This window comes from Pseudomonas arabinosi (assembly GCF_047758675.1).
GTDB lineage: Bacteria > Pseudomonadota > Gammaproteobacteria > Pseudomonadales > Pseudomonadaceae > Aquipseudomonas > Aquipseudomonas arabinosi.
This window is the reverse complement of sequence record NZ_CP180480.1, coordinates 4,825,578-4,842,039: the sequence shown is the minus strand read 5'-3', so window position 1 is coordinate 4,842,039 and position 16,462 is coordinate 4,825,578. Positions and strand designations below refer to the sequence as shown.

Genomic DNA, 16,462 nt, shown 5'->3' with positions numbered 1-16,462 from the left:
GTGCACTTTAGGGCGGAAGGATCGGGTAAGGTAGGTGCGCAAATGACTTTTTCCATGCGAAAAGCGCAATAGGATCATATATGCACGTCACGCTTTTACTGGCGGATCAATGTTCCGCCGCCAGCGCCACGATGGCCCTGGAAGTGCTCAGCGCCGCCAACCTGTTCGCCGACACGGCCGGTGCGCCTTTTGAAGTGGTCATCGCCTCGCTTGATGGGGATGATGTCGCCGCGTGGGGAGGGCAGACGTTGCGCGTGGACTTGTCCACCGGCGAGATCCCGCGAACCGACCTGGTGCTGATCCCCGGATTCCTCTTCACCTTGAAGGACGCCTTGCCGGCCTTTTCAGCTTATGGGCCATGGCTGCGTCAACAGCATGCGCAGGGTGCCGTGGTGGCGTCGATGTGCACGGCGGCGTTCATGCTGGCCGAAACGGGCCTGCTGGATGGCGTTCGTGCTACCACGCACTGGGCCTTTGCCGACCTGTTTCGTCGTCGGTATGCCGAGGTCCGTCTGGAGGAGACGCAGATCCTCTGCGAGGACAATCGCGTGATCACGTGCGGGGGCGCGAGTGCCGCCATGGATCTTCTGCTGCACCTCGTGCGCCGGTTCGCTTCACTGGAACTGGCGCAAAAGTGCGGCAAGTACTTGCTGGTCGACGCTGTGCGCAGCGAGCAATCGGTATACGTCATGTGGTCATTGCCGAAGAACCATGGGGATGGCGACATCCTGCGGGTTCAACACTGGCTGGAGGAACACTTCGAAGAGCCGCTGCTGATTGATGACGTCGCCCAGCAATTCGGGTTCGGCGTCAGGAACTTCAAACGGCGTTTCAAGGAGGCCACCGGTTACACGCCCATTACCTACCTGCAAACCCTGCGTCTGGAGAAGGCCAAACAGCTTCTTGAATCCACCCGAATGACACTCGACAGCATCACTTACGCCGTGGGTTACGAAGACGGTAATTCGTTCCGTAGACTGTTCCGCCAGCGAGTGGGTTTGCTGCCAGCGGCGTACAGGAAGAAGTTTCAACCGGGTGCGAGTTGATTCACTTGCGCCAAGCCACAAATGATCGGGAGCAGAACATGCAGAAAACCGCCGTACTCACCTTCGCCCTGATGCTCAGCGCAGGGGTGTTTAGCGCGCAAGCACAAGCGGCCGGCGATGCTGAAGCGGGTGCGACACTGTTCAAGCGGATATGCGGCGGCTGCCATCAGGTCGGGGAGTCGGCGCGCGGTTCATTCGGGCCGCAGCTCAATGGCATTTTTGGACGCCCTTCGGGCAGCACCACGGATTACCAGTATTCCGATGCGATGAAATCAGCCGGTATCGTCTGGACCCGCGAAACACTGACCGCCTACCTCGAAGATCCAAAAGAAGTGGTGCCCGGCACCCGCATGATTTTCTGGGGGCTCAGCGATCCGGAAAAGATCGACAACCTGTTGGCGTACCTTCAGACGTTCCAGCCGCAATAGGACTTTGTGACGCTCGAAAGGCATTTCATGGCTGGTTGCACCTCGTCGAAAAACGCCTTTTGACAGTTCTCCGTCGACGTTGGCGCTGATTGCCGGGGCGACGTTCAACCAGTGGACGGGATTGGAGCGTGTAAAGCCCCAATCCCGCCCTTTCTATTGCTTGCCAACCGGCAAAGGTGGGGTGCGAGGCGGGATCAATCGTTTTGTTCCGATCGACTCGAACGCCGAAGCCAGGCGCAGCAGCGTCGAATCGTCATAGGCACGACCGGCGAATGTCAGCCCGACGGGCATGCCGATGTCCGGCATGACGCCCATCGGCACCGTGACCGTGGGAACGCCCAGGTGCCGGATGGCAAGATTGCCGTTGGCGACCCAGACGCCATTGCTCCACGCGATATCCGCAGACTTCGCATCGACATCGGCATTCGCCGGACCCACGTCGGCCACCGTCGGGAACAGCACCGCATCGAGCCCCAACCGATCCATCCAGTCCTCAAGATCGATTCGGCGCGTCTGTTCAAGTCCGCGCAATCCGTCAGGCACGGTGGTGATCTGGTCCCACGGTGTGATGCCACGCTCGGCCATCTTCACGTACTCGTCCATGCCAGCGGCCAGGTCGTCCTCCCGGTTGGGGAGCGTGCCCGGGTCGTGGGGGAAAATCTGCGGTCCGTCGACATCGGCCAGACGATTCAACTTGGGATCGCCATTGGCCCGCAGAAAATCATCAAACGCCCAGGCCGACAGGTCCCACAACTCATGATGCAGGAATTCTTTGGACACCAGGCCCCGCGTAAATACGGTCGGCGCACCCGGGCGATCACCTTCGCAATTGGAGACCAGAGGGAAATCGACCTCGATGACTTCGGCGCCAGCGGCTTCGAGTGCTTTGCGAGCCTCTTCCCAGAGCCCGATCACGGAAGGACGGGTGATGATTCGCTGCCCCGTCGGACCTCCGATACCAGGCGCATCGCTCGTGCCCGCTTCGGGATCCGCGTTGATGTACATGCGCGGCACGCCGAAGCGCTTTCCTGCCAGTGCATCGGACTTCACGGCCAACTCGGCATAGGAAGCGGGGCGCACCGAGGCGACACTCGGAATCGGCACCCAGGGTTGCATCCGCCACAGATCGCCACGGGTGTCGGGATCATCCGCCACCACCACGTCGAGCACCTCGAGCATGTCGGCCATGGTTCTGGCAAACGGCACGACAACGTCCATCGTCGGCGTCAACGGCCAGTTGCCGCGCACCGAAATCACCCCGCGCGAAGGCGTGTAGGCACACAGACCATTGTTCGATGCAGGGCCGCGTCCGCTCGACCAGGTTTCTTCCGCGAGGCCGAATGCCGCGAAGCTGGCGGCAGTTGCCGTACCGGCGCCGTTCGATGATCCCGAGGCGAAGGGGGCGGTGAGATAGTCAGCGTTGTACGGGCTCTCCGCGCGGCCGTAGACCCCGCGCTGCATGCCGCCGTTTGCCATCGGCGGCATATTGGTTTTGCCCAGGCAGATCGCGCCAGCCGCGCGAAGCCGTTCGATCGTGAACGCATCGCGATAAGCAATCAGGTTCGCGAAGGCGGGACTGCCGGAGGCGGCGGTGAGCCCCTTCACCAAGTAACTGTCCTTGGCCGTATAGGGAATGCCATCGAGCGGACCCAGCGTCTCGCCCTTGGCCCGACGAGCATCGGACGCCAGCGCCTCGTTCAGCGCCTCGGGGTTTCGAACCACCACCGCGTTGAGGGCGGTGGGCGTGTCGGGACTGTCGTAGGCATCGATCCTGGCGAGATAGGCCTGAACCAGCTCAACCGCAGTGGTTCGGCCTGACTCGAGCGCAGCACGCAGTTCGGCAATGGAAACTTCGGTGACCTCGATCATGCTGTTACCACCGTCTGCTGATGGACGACGCGATGAATGTTGCCATCGCGCTGAATGTTGGGCTCAGGGACATCACTAATCTCAAAATGGGTATTCATCGGTGTTCTCGTTGCGCAGCTTTACGCGCTCTATTTAACACCAAGCGGGGAGCAGAGGCATCGCCCAAGGTGATGCAACGTCTTCAGGCTTTGCTGGCTGCCAGATAAGCGCCAAGGCGTTGCCCCATTTGCTCGCCCAAGGCTTGCAGGCCACTCAAGGGACGGACCATCACTTCAAACTCGACGATTTTTCCTTGTTCATTGAAGCGGATCATGTCGATGCCCTTTAACGCTTTCCCGCCGACGTTGGCGCTGAACTCCAGGACGACGCTCAGGCCGTCTGCGGTCGACAGTTCCCGGTGGTAGACAAAATCCTCAAATACCTCGATGACCGTGTTGAGAATCATCGATACCACGGCTGCACCCGGGTAAGGCGTGTGCGCCATCGGGGACCGGAATATCGCCTGTGGGTCCAACAAACCGGGCAGGGCGCTCAAGTCACCCTTGCTGATCATGTCGTGCCACTGGTTCAGGGATTCTGCGGCTTTGGGGTGCAGTTTCAGTTCAGACATTTTCAACTCCTGTATTTTTGTTGTTTGGTTACCTTGTCATCGATCAGCGACACACAGTTCCCCGGTGGCGCGTATCAGTGCCTGACCATGAAGACCGTCCTTGATCAGGCTGGATCGTTCTTTGGCTAGCCAGTTCGCGCATTGCGGGTCTTTGCGGTAGGGCGCGAAGGCGGCGTATTGCTGCAACAGGCGGTTTTGCAGCTCATCGAGCTGTGGCCGGATTTGATTGGCGAGGTCTGGCCGCGGCGTGTCAGGTGCCTTGCCTGCCGCTCGCCACTGGGCCACCAGCCCGTACTGCACCAGCTTGTTGGCTTCAATCTGTGCGGCGATTAATTCGGCTATTTCGTCCGGGTCCAGTTTGCGCTCAACGGCCAGCTTCCTGGCGTTGGCGATGACTTGCGCTTCCCGGGCACTGTCCTGGATCGGTTTGCCACTGTCCCACTTGGTCAGCGCCACGAGATCAGCAATGCTCAGGCGTTCGTTCAACGTTACCAGCAGTGGTTGCAAGCTGTCCGGCGCCGGGGAGGGCGCACTGGCCTGCGCGTTGCCGGCGAGTAAACCGAGGACGGCGCAGATCAGCAGTTGCGGTAAGCGAGGGGAGTGGAGCATGGGTAAACCTCATTGGGTACGGGACTCACAATCAGGTGTTATGTATCACAGGTGCGGCAGAGGCATTAAGCAGGGATCGATTTATTTTGTGCACGAAAAAGCCCGGCTTGTCAGGCCGGGCTTTTCGTTGAGTGCTTCGGTAAAGCCATTCATTTATGCAGCGCGGTTTTCGATCAGACGATCCGAACCACCTTCGGCAACGCGGTTTTCGATCAGACGGTCGGAACCACCTTCAGCAACGCGGTTTTCGATCAGACGATCGGAACCACCTTCGGCAACGCGTTTCTCGATCAGGCGATCCGAACCACCTTCAGCGACGCGGTTTTCGATCAGACGATCGGAACCACCTTCAGAGACGCGGTTTTCGATCAGGCGATCCGAACCACCTTCAGCAACGCGGTTTTCGATCAGACGATCCGAACCACCTTCAGCGACGCGACTTTCAATCAGACGATCCGAACCACCTTCAGCCACACGACTTTCAATCAGGCGATCCGAGCCGCCTTCAGCGACAACCGGGTGAGCAGAGGTAGCGGCGAAAGCGTTAACTGCAAAAACCGAGAAAGCGATGCTGAGAAGGATTTGGCGTTTCATGAGGGTGTGCTCCGGGGTGTGTTTGTTGGGTATGGCGCTGATGTTACGCTGCGGATTTTTTATGAGAACTTCATTGAGTTGATGGTGACTATCGACGCCGGCAATGATCCTCCTGTCGTCGGCTCTACCGCTCAGCCAGAACCGCGGGGGTATGCTGGACCTGTCTGGTCGAGAGGATAAATCGATGCACGACTATTACGATTTAGGCACCTACAGCCGCCCGGTGACGACCAATTCGCCCGAGGCCCAGCGCTGGTTCGATCGTGGCTTGGTATGGTGTTACGGCTACAACCATGACGAATCCATACGCTGTTTCCACAAGGCGATCGAACACGACCGCGATTGCGCGATGGCCTACTGGGGCATCGCTTACGCTTCGGGCCCCAACTACAACAAGCGTTGGGATGCCTTCATCGAACAGGAGTTGAAAGAGGCCGTGGCCCAGGCCCGGCGGGCGACACAAAACGCGCTGGCACATATCGACGGCGCAACACCGGTGGAGCAGGCGCTGATCTGCACGCTGGCGCAGCGTTACCAAGCCGATCAGGCCACCAGCCTCGACCAACTCTTCGCGTGGAACGATGCCTATGCGGCGTCCATGCACGATGTCTATAAAGCCTTTCCCGACGATCCCGATGTCGTTGCGCTGTTTGCCGAAGCGTTGATCGACCGCACACCCTGGCAATTGTGGGACCTGAAAACCGGTAAACCGGCACCGGGCGCCGACACGCTTGAAACGGTAGCGGTGCTGGAGCGGGCGCTGCGGCGGATGGAGCAGCACGGCGATGCGCCGCACCCCGGCGTGCTGCACATGTACGTTCACACCCTGGAAATGTCGCCCTACCCGGAACGGGCATTGCGCGCCGGCGATGTCCTGCGTGACCTGGTGCCGGATGCGGGACATCTGCGGCATATGCCGTCGCACATCGACGTGCTCTGCGGTGATTACCGTGGGGCCATGGTCACCAATAGCCGGGCAATCCTGGCCGACAGCAAATACCTGGAGCGGGAAGGGCCGCTCAACTTCTACACCCTGTATCGATGCCACAACTACCACTTCAAACTCTATTCGGCGATGTTCCTCGGGCAGTACCAACCGGCCCTGGAAGCCGCCGATCAGTTGACGTCGACCATCAGGGAAGAACTGCTGCGCGTGGAGCAGCCGCCCATGGCCGATTGGCTGGAAGGCTTCGTGTCGATGAAGGTGCATGTGCAGATTCGCTTCGGCAAATGGCAGGACATCCTCGCCACGCCGCTGCCCAACGACCAGGCGCTGTACTGCGTGACCACGGCGATGCTGCATTACGCCAGAGGCGTGGCGCACGCGGCCACCGGGTACATCGCCGCCGCAGAAGCCGAACAGCGACTATTCCTCGAAGCCTGGACCCGAGTGCCGGACACCCGCTACCTCTTCAACAATAAATGCACCGACATTCTGGCGGTTGCCGCAGGCATGCTGCGCGGGGAAATCGAGTACCGTAAGGGCAATTACGACGAGGCCTTCGCCCATTTGCGCCAGGCACTTTCTCTGGACGACGACCTGCCTTACGACGAGCCATGGGGCTGGATGCAACCGGTCAGGCATGCGTTGGGTGCGTTACTTTTGGAGCAGGGCAGGGTAGAAGAAGCGTTGCAGGCCTATCGAGCCGATCTGGGACTGGACAACACACTTAGTCGTGCGTCCTGGCATCTGGACAATGTGTGGAGCCTGCACGGTTATGTGGAATGCCTGAAACGACTGGGCCTGGATGCCGAAGCGGCTGCCGCCCAGACGCGCCTTGCTTTGGCCATGGCCCGGGCGGATGTGGAGATTAAGGCCTCGTGTTTTTGCCGTGTTGGAGCGGGGTGTTGTCAGTGATGCACGAAAGCGCCGGAGATTGCCTATGGATCGCTTGTCTACGTTGTTGTCGCAGTTCGGCGTGCGCGCAAGCGTGTTTTACAACGGCAATCTTTGCGGCATGGCGTCATACGATGGCGCTGACCAGCGCGGTCATATTCACCTGCTGCAGGCAGGTAGCGTCACGTTGCAGGGGGCTGACCGCAAGGACTTGCTGCTTACCCAGCCCAGTCTGATTTTTCTGCCACGCCCAAGCCGGCATCAACTGTTCGCCGGTGAGCCCGGGGGGGCTCAACTCTTGTGTGCGTCGATGAAGTTTGAGGGCGGGGTCGATAACCCGTTGTCCGCTTCGTTACCCGATTGTCTGGTGTTGTCCCTGGATGAGCTACCGCTGCTGGCCGATACACTGAAATGGATGTTCAGTGAGGCGGCAGGCGGACATTGTGGCCGGGAGGCTGCGCTGGATCGCTTGTTCGAACTATTGATCATCTTGTTGTTTCGGCATCTGCTCGACCACCACCAGTTGCGAATCGGAATGATGGCTGGACTGGCCGATATGCGGCTGGCGCGCTCGCTGGTACAGATACACAACGCACCGGATCGTGCCTGGTCGGTTGCAGAGCTTGCGAGCGAGTCGAACATGTCGCGCGCTGCCTACGCCGTGCATTTCCGGGCCGTTACAGGGCAGACACCCGCAGATTATCTGTTGAGTTGGCGTATCAGCCTGGCGCAGAAGCGCCTGCGTGAAGGGCGCCCGATTACGCTCATCGCGGCCGAGGTCGGTTATGAAAGCCCTTCGGCACTTGCCCGCGCGTTTCGCCGCAAAACGGGCTACAGCCCTCGGGACTGGATGAAAGATTTAGCCGGAGAGGATGATGGGGCAATGGCCTGAAAGCATCGAATTGCTTCAGGCCATTCCGGGAGGAAAGTCATCGGTTTAACGGTTTTCCAACTCAGTCAGAGAGTGGCCGGCCACAAATATAGAAGCGGCAAGCAACCCGATGTCTTTGAGGAGAAACTGACCCGGCGCAACCGTAATGGCCGGAAAACCGAGGCCGGGTTCAATCACGCCGGGCGTCGAAAACATAAAGCTCAAGGTGGTGAAAAACAGTCCGGCAGACAACGCGCCACCGATCAATGAAAGCTTGGGTGAGAGCAGGCGACCTGCAATCAGAACACCGATCGAGACCTCCAGAACGCCGAGTAAGCTGGAGAAGGTATCGGCACTGAAGATGTCATAAACCCACCCCAGGAAAGGGCTGTTGCTCACCAGCGGAACCAGGCCCTGCGCCTCGTAGTGTGTGAACTTCATGCCGCCGAACCAGAAGTAAATGACGGCGAGCGCAAAGTAAGCACCGTAGGTTCCAAACGCCATGGTTTTATTCCCGAGCGTTGAATTGTTATGTGCGTTGTTGGTTCTGTGGTTCTCAATGCTTAAGGTTTTCATGATCAAGGCTTCCAAGAGTGTGGTGACGAACGCTGTTCAGGAGCCCAACGCGGTTTACGTTGGGAGTGACGACAGTGTTGCCTTTGATTCCACGCTGGTGGCTTCTGAACGTATTGCGTTCAGTGCAGATCGTCTTGACTCACTGCAGGTCTTGAAAGTCATTCAGGCAGGCTGCCGTGAGGCGCTCTGCAAGAAAGGCGATGAACACGCGAGTTCTGGCCGGAACATAATCGCCAGCCGGCCTGAGCGCATAAATGGCCGAGGCGGTTGGACTTGAAAACGCCTGTAGCAGCGGTATCAGGCGCCCGGCTTGCACATCCTCGTTCACCATGTATTTGGGCAGGCGAGCGATTCCCGTGCCCGCCAGGCATAACGTGCGAATAGCGTCCAGGCTGTTGCAGGTAAACCCTCCTTCGATCGGAATCGCCCTGCTGGTGGACGTCCGAAATTCCCAGTCGTTGAACCGGCTTTCAAAATTGAGTTTCAAGCAGGGATGGTCAGCGAGTTCGCAAGGTTCAGCAGGCACCCCATGGGCTTCGAGATAAGCCGGGGAGGCGCAAACAAGGCGCTCGTTGGCACTTAGTTTAAGAGCGACAAGGCTTGGATCGGATAGCACACCGCTTCGTATCGCGACGTCAATGCGCTCATGTCTGATATCGATAAGGGCGTCGGTCAGGGTCAAATCGATCTTTATGGCGGGATAGAGCCGCATAAAGTCGATCAGCGCAGGCACCACATGGTACTGGCCGAGCGCATTGGGCGCAGACACCTTCAACGTCCCCCTCGGCGCATCGGAATCATGCACAACGGCGGCTTCCAGCGCCTGTATATCCTCCAGGATTGGCCGAGCCAGTTGCACATACCTTTCGCCTGCTTGCGTCAGTGTCATTGTTCGCGTCGTGCGCGACAGTAACTGCGTGCCGAGCCGATCCTCCAGGCGCTGAACTCTTTTGCTGATCGCCGAGTGGGTGATCTTGAGCTTGCGGGCGGCGGGCGAAAAGCCGCGCGCATCAACGACGGTGATCAAGATCGCCATATCGCTAAACCTGTCCATATGCACCTCGTTTTGTTCCGTTATGGAACAGGTGCTGGTCAAAAGCAATGAATTACCTTTTGTTTTGTCACCGTCGAGAATTCGATCCCAAGAACCCACCCCTAATCGAATTCCTCTACAGAGGTCGGTGATGAAAGACTCACACAGCAATCGTTTATCCATCACAGGAATCAGCGCCGCGGTATTGGCCTCCCTGACATGGTCGATGAACTTTGTCGCCCCTCTGGTCATTGGTGAGTATTCGATATTTGACCTTGCCGCCTGCCGATTCATCATTTCCGGGCTGATCGGCGCCCTGATCCTGATGGCCAATTTCAAAGCCTGGCGTCATCTGACCCTCAATGATTGGCTCGTCACTGCCGGGTTGGGATTCATCGGCTACGTGGGTTATTTCATCGCCGTCATCATCGCCGCTACGTACGCTGGCCCCGTCGTCGCGCCGGCCTTTTTAGGGCTCGTGCCCGTCGTGCTGGCCATCAGCGGAAATGTTCGGGGCACGATTTCCTGGCGTTCGCTTCAAGTGCCTTTTGCACTGGCCGTGCTCGGTTTGCTCCTGGTCAACGGCCAGAGCATTGCCCGGTTCGAAGGGCAATCAAACACCACGCTGGCGCTCGGGATCGGCGCGTCACTTGCGGCGGTCGCACTGTGGGTCTGGTTTGGGCTGGCCAATCAAAAAGCGCTGATGAAAAGGCCCGGCATGAATGCCTGGGTCTGGACCGCCATGATGATGATTGGAGGCAGCCTGCAAACGCTCCTGTTCATCCCGGTGGGTACGGCCATGGATGTGTTCAACGCTCCCATGCTTGGTTTCGGGCAAAGCGCTTTCAGCCACCTATACCTTCCCGCTTTTGTATTGGCGGCCGTTGCGTCGATTGGCGGCGCATGGGCCTGGACCATCGCCTCCCAGCGCCTTCCCATGACACTGGCCAGCCAGTTGCTGTCATTGGAAATGGTCTTCGCTACTTGTCTTGGGCTGCTGTTTTACTACCGGTGGCCCACGGTGCCTGAAGCGTTGGGCATCACACTGATTGGTGTGGGGGTCGTTAAAGCGATTGGTGCGTTTCATGGCAATCGCGGTAAAGCTATTGTGGCTCTTTGAACGAATGCAGTTGGATTTCTGGACGCGCAAGGCTGGCATCGGTTTTCAGAAAGCCGCCGCCTTCGGCGAAGTTGCTGACGAAAGAACCGCGTCGATGCCTGACATCGTCGATCAATGCCTTGCCCATCTTCGCGCTGCCGCGCAGGGAGACGCCTATCACTGGTTTTTCATGTCCCCGGGCGCCGGGCGTCGTCAGTTGCTCGAATGAAATCGGTTCATGTCCCAGTCTTTTAACCGCCTTGCGGTACCACCCGAGCATCATTACCTGAGCCCTCGATGTAAACGTTCATGCCTTTACCCAGAGACGGATTGATAGGCTGGGTCACCGATACGAGCACGCCACTTTTGACCCGCACGATGATCTGCTGTGCCTGGACAGGTTGGTCGTACTTTTTCTTCTCTGCATAATTGCCGCCAACGGCACCGGCCAGTGCGCCAGCTACCATGGCGACATCGCGCCCGGTGCCGCTGCCGATCAGGCTGCCGATTCCGAGCCCGCCAAGGCCACCGAGTATGGCGCCTACGCCACTGTCGTGATTGGTCTGCATCTGTGTCAGTGATATCTGCTCGATTTTCCCTGAGCGAATTTCGGTTTCACCGGCACCGCCATCGGTTGATCCCACGGCGGAGCAAGCACTGATCAGTACCGTTGCCAACGTAAGCGTCAGCCAAGACAAGATAGCTTTCATTGCTGCGTACCTCATTGTAGATATTTGATGGCAATGCCTTTGAGTTTGCGTCCCTGGATCGTATTTATGTCTCGGCTCCACAGTGGTCCTGACTCATACGCGACCACGGGCTGGATCTGGTCGGAACCCACGACTACCGCGTCTGCGCATCGGCCGTCGCGCAGGCACCCAGCGCGAGGGTGCAACAGCACTCAACTGCGGATAAACGCCCAGAGATCGGCATTCAATTTGTCGATTGCGGCCTTGAAGTCTTGCGTGGTGATCTTCTGACTCTCGTTCGACAGTTGGCTGCCAAATACCTTGCGCACCACTTTGGCCACGGTCTGATTGGTTCTTGCGTCGATGAACTCGGCTTCGATGAACAGGTTGGTGTCCTGCTCCCGGTGACCGGTGGCGGCCTGTGTCGCTCCGACTACAGCCGCGATCGGCACCACTTCGTACCACTTCATGCCTTCATTGGAGGCACTCACTCCGGTGATTGCTGCACGCAGGATCAGGGGTTTTGACCCGGCCGGCGCTGCGCTCGCACTCGATACCACCCGGTATTTCTGGCCCAGCACACCTTTGGCCTTGCTGGTCATGTAGCCCTGCAATTCGTCCAGGGTTTGCTGGTTCACCCGCTCAGTGGGCTTGGGCGCCGGGTACAGCTCCAGCTTGTTGAAGGCTACCGTGTCATACGCATTCGGGTTCCATGACGGGCTGATCCAGCGCATGGCTTTCTCGCCACTGGTGGTCGTCACTTCTTCCAGGTTGTTGTAGTTGGACAGGAAGCCTGAGTACTGGTCTTTCTCGGTGACTTTCGAGGAACAACCGCTGAGCATCAAACCGGCCAGTGCGGCGCCGACGAGCAGGTTTCGGGACAGGTTCATAGTGGTGAGTGCTCCATGGACAAAGTCTTATGTTTCGGTGGTAACGCTTCAGAATCGCCAGGTCATGTTGCCGGTCAGGGCTTGAATCCAGGCATCGTCGAACTGACCGGAGACTCGGTCGCCCGAGATCGACTTGGTCTGGTCCACCGGCATGTCGCCGAGCCAGACCATGGCCCAACTGACGTTGATGTCGGTGTCTTTGTTCAGAGCATAGGTGGCGCCTGTCGCGATGCGCCAGGACTCGCCCATGGGTACGATCACGCTGCGTTTGCTATCGGAGACAGCGCTGCTGTCGTAGGCCACGCCGACATTCCACAGCCATTGCTCGGTGGCCTGGTACTGCGCGCCAAGGGACAGGTGCCAGGTGTCCTTGAAACCGGCATCGACCGATTTCGACTGCGAGCCAAACGCGGTGGTGTCGACCTGTACGCCGATCTCGCCGAATTCCGACCAGTCCTGCCAGTTGGCCGAGGCCAGCAAGGCCCATTGCCGGTCCAGTTGCTGGAATAGGCTGAGGGTTACGGTCTGCGGCACGGTGGTGTCGAGTTTGGTGTTGGTGTCGTTGATGCGTTCTAGCAAACGGCCGTCGCCTTTCACATCCAGCCGGTCTTCGAAGTCCAGGTCGACTTTGCTGGTGTAGGCCAGGCCGATGCGGGTGCCGGATCGCGGGGCATAGATCACCCCGACGTTGGCGCCATAACCCCAGGCACCGTCCTTGTACTTGTACTGACCGTCAGCGCGATTGCTGAAACCGAAGGGAGAGCGGTCGATCGCGGTTTGCGCCTGCAACATGCCGTACATGGCCTTGACGCCAACGCCCACCGACCATTGCTCGTTGAAGCGATACGCCACGCTGGGCACCAGGGACAGACCCAGCAGGCTGGAGTTCTGCGCGAAGTAGCGGCCATACCAGTCGTTGTCGTAGTTGACCGCCAAGCCGAAGTCGCCGTACTGGCCGAAGCCGACGCTCCAATGTTCATCCAGTTCATGGCTGATGAAGAAACTGCCACCGGGGATCGGGTCGAGGGCATTGCCACTGCCGCTGCCGGCCACGTTGCTGCCGGCGTCGCGATCGAAGCTCAGGTCGCCATACAGCACCTGCAAGCCGCCGGTGATCTGCGTGCCCGGCAGGTAACTCATACCCGCCGGGTTACTGGCGATGGTTGATGGGCCTTGGGCCCGGGCGGCGGCACCGGCGTTGGCCAGGCCAGCGTTATCGGTGCCGATTTCGTAGAGCATGATGCCGCCGGCCCAGGCTTGCTGGCAGCACAGCGCGAGGAGCGTACAAGCGGGCAGGGCAGTGGTTTTGGTTGGCATGGTTAACCTCTATCCATTTTCGAATTAACGTAGCGCACGCACACATGTCCATGGAGTAACAGCAGGCGCCCCACGCGCCTTCTCAAATCGAATTGATACTAGTCGAGAAAACCTGAACTAAGCTCTCCGGGTCGCTTCGCATCGAGGCGGTACAACCTTAGTGGTAGTGCATATTCTCGTTATCGAGAAGGAGCTACTGATGAGCAAAGTCGTCCACCTCATGCCTGTCATGGCCCTGGTAATTATCTGGCCCGATACCGGCAAAACTGCCGATAGCCAGGCCGAGCTGGCCAAACAATCACTGAACCCGGTTGCTGCGCTGTACAGCGTGCCGATTCAGTACAACTGGAACCAGAAACTTGGTCCCAGTGGCGAGGGCTACCAAAGCGTCACCAATATCCAGCCGGTGCTGCCCTTCACCCTCAATGATGAGTGGAACCTTATTTCCCGAACCATCCTGCCAGTTATCGATCAACACGGTCTGGTACCGGGTGGGCAGGCGGACAAGTCCGGGGTCGGTGATGTGACCCAGAGCTTCTTTTTTTCACCCAAACACCCGACCGCGAGCGGCTGGATTTGGGGGGCAGGACCGGTAATCCTGGTGCCAACCGGCAGTGATGAGCTATTGAGCGGTGAGCAGTGGGGGGCGGGTCCTACCGTGGTTGCCCTCAAACAAAGTAACGGCTGGACCCGCGGTATCCTGGCCAATCACATCTGGTCGCTGGACAACAGCCCGCCTGACGACAAAGACAAAATCAACCAGACCTTTCTGCAACCCTTCTTCAGCTACACCACCCATACCTACACCACCTACGGCATCAACACCGAATCAACCTACGACTGGCAGACCCGCGAGTGGTCGGTGCCGATCAACCTGTTCGTCACCCAGCTTTTCAAAGTGGGTCATCAGCCCATGAGCTTGCAAGTGGGCCCGCGGTATTGGGCTGACAGTCCGAAAGATGGAGCTCAAGGCTGGGGGTTTCGGGTGGCGTATACGCTATTGTTTCCCAAGTGATTTCAGCCCTGTTGCAGCATCTCCAGGCGTCACGAGTGATGACTGCTCCAAACGTCAAAATGGCGAAGCGGCGACCCCTGATGGGGCCGCCATGTTTCGCTGTTTGATCAGTTACCCGCTGGCATCGGCAGATTGATACCTTCTTTTTTCAGGGTGTCACGCACGTACTGGAATTTCTGGTACTGCGACAGCTCGATCGGCCCGTCATAACCCATGCTTTGCAGTTTGCGTGGTGGGTAATCGACGTAGGTTTTCATTAGCTTCATGATCGCGCCCGTGATCGGCACCATCGTCCAGGTACGCTCAGTAAAGTTGTTCATGAACAGGTCATAGCGCTCTTGCGGGTCTTGCCACAAGTCAAAGACCTGCGGCACGGTAGCTACATATTTTTCTGCACCTTTCCATCCCAGGTTAGTGTCCACCGCCAGGCCGCCAGTTTGCGCGCCATCATCGCCGCGCAGGTTGAACACGGCCTTGTAGTTTCCGACACGCGCCGCACCCGGGGACAGTTCGTTCTCGGTGAAGTAGAACCACTCCTTGCGCGGAGAAGGGCCACTGCCGGTGAGTACAGGGGTCATGTCGTAACTGTCGAAGATGATTGGCTGACCTTCGCGATCTTTTTCCGGCAGTTTCACGCCGGCAACGGCTGCGAAGGTCGCCATCAGGTCCAGGCCACCGAGGATCTCGTGGTTTTTTGTGTCGGGCTTGATCTTGTCTGGCCAGACGGCAATGGCTGGTACCCGGTTACCGCCCTCACGCACTGTGCCCTTGGTCCCGCGGAACGGGGTGTAGCCGGCGTCCGGATAAACATCCTGCCAGGCCCCGTTGTCAGTGGTGTAAACCACCAGCGTGTTCTTATCCAGGCCCAGCGCCTTGAGCTTGTCCAAAATGCGGCCGATGTGGGTATCGAGTTCAACCACCGAGTCGGCGTACTTGGACTTGGACATGGATTTATGCACGAACTCCGGTGCCGGCATGTTCGGCTGGTGTACTTTCATGAAATTGACGTTGATGAAAAACGGCTTGTCCGATTTGGCCGCCGTGTCGAGAAACTCCAAGGCAGCTTTTTCGACATAGTTGTCAAAGAACGGAATGCCGACCACGCCGGGTTTTCCATCCACGACAGGCGTGTCCACGTACTGGCCGTTGACCTTGAATTCTTCGACCGGTTTTTCACCCGCCTTGCCGGACAATGCGCCCTTGGTGACTCTTTGAAACATCTCGCGGGTTTCCGGGTCCATGTCCGGGAACCAGGTCGGGTCAGCGTAGGTATAGGCGTTGAGGTGGTACAGGCCGACGTATTTCATCACGTCATAACCTTGTGCATTGGGCAGCGCATAATCGGCTTCGCCCAAGTGCCATTTGCCGGTGAAGTAGGTGTCGTAGCCACCGGTTTTCAGCACCGATGCCAGCGTCCACTCGGCTGCTGGCAGGCCACCGCCCTGGCCCTGGAAGGCCACGGTGGTCATGCCGCTACGATTGGGAATACGCCCGGTTTGCATGGCCGCCCGACCCGGTGTGCAGCTTGGCTGGGCATAAAAAGAGTAAAAAGTGACCCCTTCTGCCGCCAGCTCATCGATGCTGGGTGTCGGCATGCCTCGACCGACCCCACCGCCGTAGGGGCCCAGGTCGCCATAGCCGGTATCGTCAGAGACGATAAACAGAATATTGGTCTTTTCCGTCTGAGCCGCATGGGCAAGTCCGTTCAATGACAAAAGCGCAGCAAACACTATTGATAGTTTGAAACGATCCGATAGCTGTTCCATACCAGGATTCCTCGTTGTTTCATGGTGCTGGCAACCGGTGATGGTGCACATCAACATTGACCCATGGTGCATTGACCACCGAGTAATTAGCCTAGGTACTGCGTACAGAATCATTTCCCCCTGTTGTATGACCATGCACGGGTTAAGGCGCAGGAAGGAGTCTAGTGCGGTTTTTTCAAATGAACGGGGCGATAGTCGTGTTTTGTTGGTGTA

17 protein-coding genes are annotated in these 16,462 nt (G+C 58.4%); 7 read left to right on the top strand and 10 right to left on the bottom strand.

The genetic code is table 11. From position 1 onward, the window contains the following. Positions 1–80: 80 nt before the first annotated feature. Positions 81–1,046: a GlxA family transcriptional regulator gene (locus ACMXYJ_RS22605; RefSeq protein ID WP_415757005.1), complete on the top strand. Its 966-nt coding sequence runs from the start codon at positions 81–83 to the stop codon at positions 1,044–1,046. A 38-nt stretch (positions 1,047–1,084) separates the two neighbouring features. After that, a complete protein-coding gene (locus tag ACMXYJ_RS22600) occupies positions 1,085–1,474 on the top strand; it encodes a c-type cytochrome (protein WP_415757004.1) in 390 nt (129 codons plus the stop codon). A gap of 153 nt (positions 1,475–1,627) precedes the next feature. Here ACMXYJ_RS22600 and ACMXYJ_RS22595 read toward each other — a convergent pair whose 3' ends face one another. The 4 genes from ACMXYJ_RS22595 to ACMXYJ_RS22580 form a co-directional block, all read right to left on the bottom strand. After that, entirely contained in the window at positions 1,628–3,343 is a 1,716-nt protein-coding gene (locus ACMXYJ_RS22595; RefSeq protein ID WP_415757003.1) for an amidase, read from the bottom strand. A 181-nt stretch (positions 3,344–3,524) separates the two neighbouring features. Further along, a complete protein-coding gene (locus ACMXYJ_RS22590) occupies positions 3,525–3,953 on the bottom strand; it encodes a nuclear transport factor 2 family protein (protein ID WP_056743778.1) in 429 nt (142 codons plus the stop codon). A 36-nt stretch (positions 3,954–3,989) separates the two neighbouring features. Beyond that, positions 3,990–4,562, bottom strand: a complete 573-nt coding sequence (locus ACMXYJ_RS22585; protein WP_415757001.1) for a chorismate mutase — start codon at positions 4,560–4,562, stop codon at positions 3,990–3,992. A gap of 153 nt (positions 4,563–4,715) precedes the next feature. Beyond that, entirely contained in the window at positions 4,716–5,156 is a 441-nt protein-coding gene (locus ACMXYJ_RS22580) for a phage infection protein (protein WP_415757000.1), read from the bottom strand. A 184-nt stretch (positions 5,157–5,340) separates the two neighbouring features. Between ACMXYJ_RS22580 and ACMXYJ_RS22575 the strand changes: the two genes are divergently transcribed. Both ACMXYJ_RS22575 and ACMXYJ_RS22570 read left to right on the top strand, forming a co-directional pair. Beyond that, entirely contained in the window at positions 5,341–7,014 is a 1,674-nt protein-coding gene (locus tag ACMXYJ_RS22575) for a hypothetical protein (RefSeq protein WP_415756999.1), read from the top strand. A 25-nt stretch (positions 7,015–7,039) separates the two neighbouring features. Continuing rightward, the gene (locus ACMXYJ_RS22570) at positions 7,040–7,885 is read left to right on the top strand and encodes an AraC family transcriptional regulator (protein ID WP_415756998.1); all 846 of its coding nucleotides are present in this window, start codon (positions 7,040–7,042) and stop codon (positions 7,883–7,885) included. Between the two features lie 45 nt (positions 7,886–7,930). Here ACMXYJ_RS22570 and ACMXYJ_RS22565 read toward each other — a convergent pair whose 3' ends face one another. Both ACMXYJ_RS22565 and ACMXYJ_RS22560 read right to left on the bottom strand, forming a co-directional pair. Then, positions 7,931–8,440, bottom strand: a complete 510-nt coding sequence (locus ACMXYJ_RS22565) for a YkgB family protein (RefSeq protein ID WP_415756997.1) — start codon at positions 8,438–8,440, stop codon at positions 7,931–7,933. Positions 8,441–8,579: 139 nt separating this feature from the next. Beyond that, complete coding sequence (locus ACMXYJ_RS22560) at positions 8,580–9,656, bottom strand: LysR family transcriptional regulator (protein WP_415756996.1); 1,077 nt, start codon at positions 9,654–9,656, stop codon at positions 8,580–8,582. Between ACMXYJ_RS22560 and ACMXYJ_RS22555 the strand changes: the two genes are divergently transcribed. Continuing rightward, complete coding sequence (locus ACMXYJ_RS22555; protein ID WP_415756995.1) at positions 9,625–10,593, top strand: DMT family transporter; 969 nt, start codon at positions 9,625–9,627, stop codon at positions 10,591–10,593. The two genes, ACMXYJ_RS22560 and ACMXYJ_RS22555, sit on opposite strands and share 32 nt — an antisense overlap. Beyond that, on the top strand, positions 10,559–10,801 hold the full coding sequence (locus ACMXYJ_RS22550; protein ID WP_415756994.1) for a hypothetical protein: 243 nt from the start codon (positions 10,559–10,561) through the stop codon (positions 10,799–10,801). Before ACMXYJ_RS22555 ends, ACMXYJ_RS22550 begins: the two co-directional genes overlap by 35 nt. Positions 10,802–10,823: 22 nt before the next feature. Here the strand turns inward: ACMXYJ_RS22550 and ACMXYJ_RS22545 are convergent, their stop codons facing one another. From ACMXYJ_RS22545 to ACMXYJ_RS22535, 3 genes are all read right to left on the bottom strand, one after another. Beyond that, complete coding sequence (locus ACMXYJ_RS22545) at positions 10,824–11,282, bottom strand: glycine zipper 2TM domain-containing protein (RefSeq protein ID WP_415756993.1); 459 nt, start codon at positions 11,280–11,282, stop codon at positions 10,824–10,826. Positions 11,283–11,473: 191 nt separating this feature from the next. Continuing rightward, complete coding sequence (locus ACMXYJ_RS22540; protein WP_415756992.1) at positions 11,474–12,151, bottom strand: DUF3313 domain-containing protein; 678 nt, start codon at positions 12,149–12,151, stop codon at positions 11,474–11,476. A gap of 48 nt (positions 12,152–12,199) precedes the next feature. After that, positions 12,200–13,468 carry an OmpP1/FadL family transporter gene (locus ACMXYJ_RS22535; RefSeq protein ID WP_415756991.1) on the bottom strand — a complete coding sequence of 423 codons (1,269 nt, stop codon included), beginning with the start codon at positions 13,466–13,468 and terminating at the stop codon, positions 12,200–12,202. Between the two features lie 220 nt (positions 13,469–13,688). On the opposite strand from ACMXYJ_RS22535, the gene ACMXYJ_RS22530 reads away from it, so the two are divergent. Beyond that, positions 13,689–14,483, top strand: coding sequence for a transporter (locus ACMXYJ_RS22530; protein ID WP_415760789.1), 795 nt, complete (start codon positions 13,689–13,691; stop codon positions 14,481–14,483). A gap of 107 nt (positions 14,484–14,590) precedes the next feature. On the opposite strand, the gene ACMXYJ_RS22525 is transcribed toward ACMXYJ_RS22530, so the two are convergent. Beyond that, positions 14,591–16,249, bottom strand: coding sequence for an arylsulfatase (locus ACMXYJ_RS22525; protein WP_415756990.1), 1,659 nt, complete (start codon positions 16,247–16,249; stop codon positions 14,591–14,593). Between the last annotated feature and the right edge of the window lie 213 nt (positions 16,250–16,462).

Coding starts and splice junctions, on each gene's coding strand:
- ACMXYJ_RS22580 (WP_415757000.1), bottom strand. CDS start 5,156: ATGAAACGCCAAATCCTTCTCAGCATCGCTTTCTCGGTTTTTGCAGTT.
- ACMXYJ_RS22590 (WP_056743778.1), bottom strand. CDS start 3,953: ATGTCTGAACTGAAACTGCACCCCAAAGCCGCAGAATCCCTGAACCAG.
- ACMXYJ_RS22530 (WP_415760789.1), top strand. CDS start 13,689: ATGCCTGTCATGGCCCTGGTAATTATCTGGCCCGATACCGGCAAAACT.
- ACMXYJ_RS22565 (WP_415756997.1), bottom strand. CDS start 8,440: ATGAAAACCTTAAGCATTGAGAACCACAGAACCAACAACGCACATAAC.
- ACMXYJ_RS22555 (WP_415756995.1), top strand. CDS start 9,625: ATGAAAGACTCACACAGCAATCGTTTATCCATCACAGGAATCAGCGCC.
- ACMXYJ_RS22575 (WP_415756999.1), top strand. CDS start 5,341: ATGCACGACTATTACGATTTAGGCACCTACAGCCGCCCGGTGACGACC.
- ACMXYJ_RS22550 (WP_415756994.1), top strand. CDS start 10,559: ATGGCAATCGCGGTAAAGCTATTGTGGCTCTTTGAACGAATGCAGTTG.
- ACMXYJ_RS22585 (WP_415757001.1), bottom strand. CDS start 4,562: ATGCTCCACTCCCCTCGCTTACCGCAACTGCTGATCTGCGCCGTCCTC.
- ACMXYJ_RS22525 (WP_415756990.1), bottom strand. CDS start 16,249: ATGGAACAGCTATCGGATCGTTTCAAACTATCAATAGTGTTTGCTGCG.
- ACMXYJ_RS22545 (WP_415756993.1), bottom strand. CDS start 11,282: ATGAAAGCTATCTTGTCTTGGCTGACGCTTACGTTGGCAACGGTACTG.
- ACMXYJ_RS22560 (WP_415756996.1), bottom strand. CDS start 9,656: ATGGATAAACGATTGCTGTGTGAGTCTTTCATCACCGACCTCTGTAGA.
- ACMXYJ_RS22600 (WP_415757004.1), top strand. CDS start 1,085: ATGCAGAAAACCGCCGTACTCACCTTCGCCCTGATGCTCAGCGCAGGG.
- ACMXYJ_RS22595 (WP_415757003.1), bottom strand. CDS start 3,343: ATGATCGAGGTCACCGAAGTTTCCATTGCCGAACTGCGTGCTGCGCTC.
- ACMXYJ_RS22535 (WP_415756991.1), bottom strand. CDS start 13,468: ATGCCAACCAAAACCACTGCCCTGCCCGCTTGTACGCTCCTCGCGCTG.
- ACMXYJ_RS22605 (WP_415757005.1), top strand. CDS start 81: ATGCACGTCACGCTTTTACTGGCGGATCAATGTTCCGCCGCCAGCGCC.
- ACMXYJ_RS22540 (WP_415756992.1), bottom strand. CDS start 12,151: ATGAACCTGTCCCGAAACCTGCTCGTCGGCGCCGCACTGGCCGGTTTG.
- ACMXYJ_RS22570 (WP_415756998.1), top strand. CDS start 7,040: ATGGATCGCTTGTCTACGTTGTTGTCGCAGTTCGGCGTGCGCGCAAGC.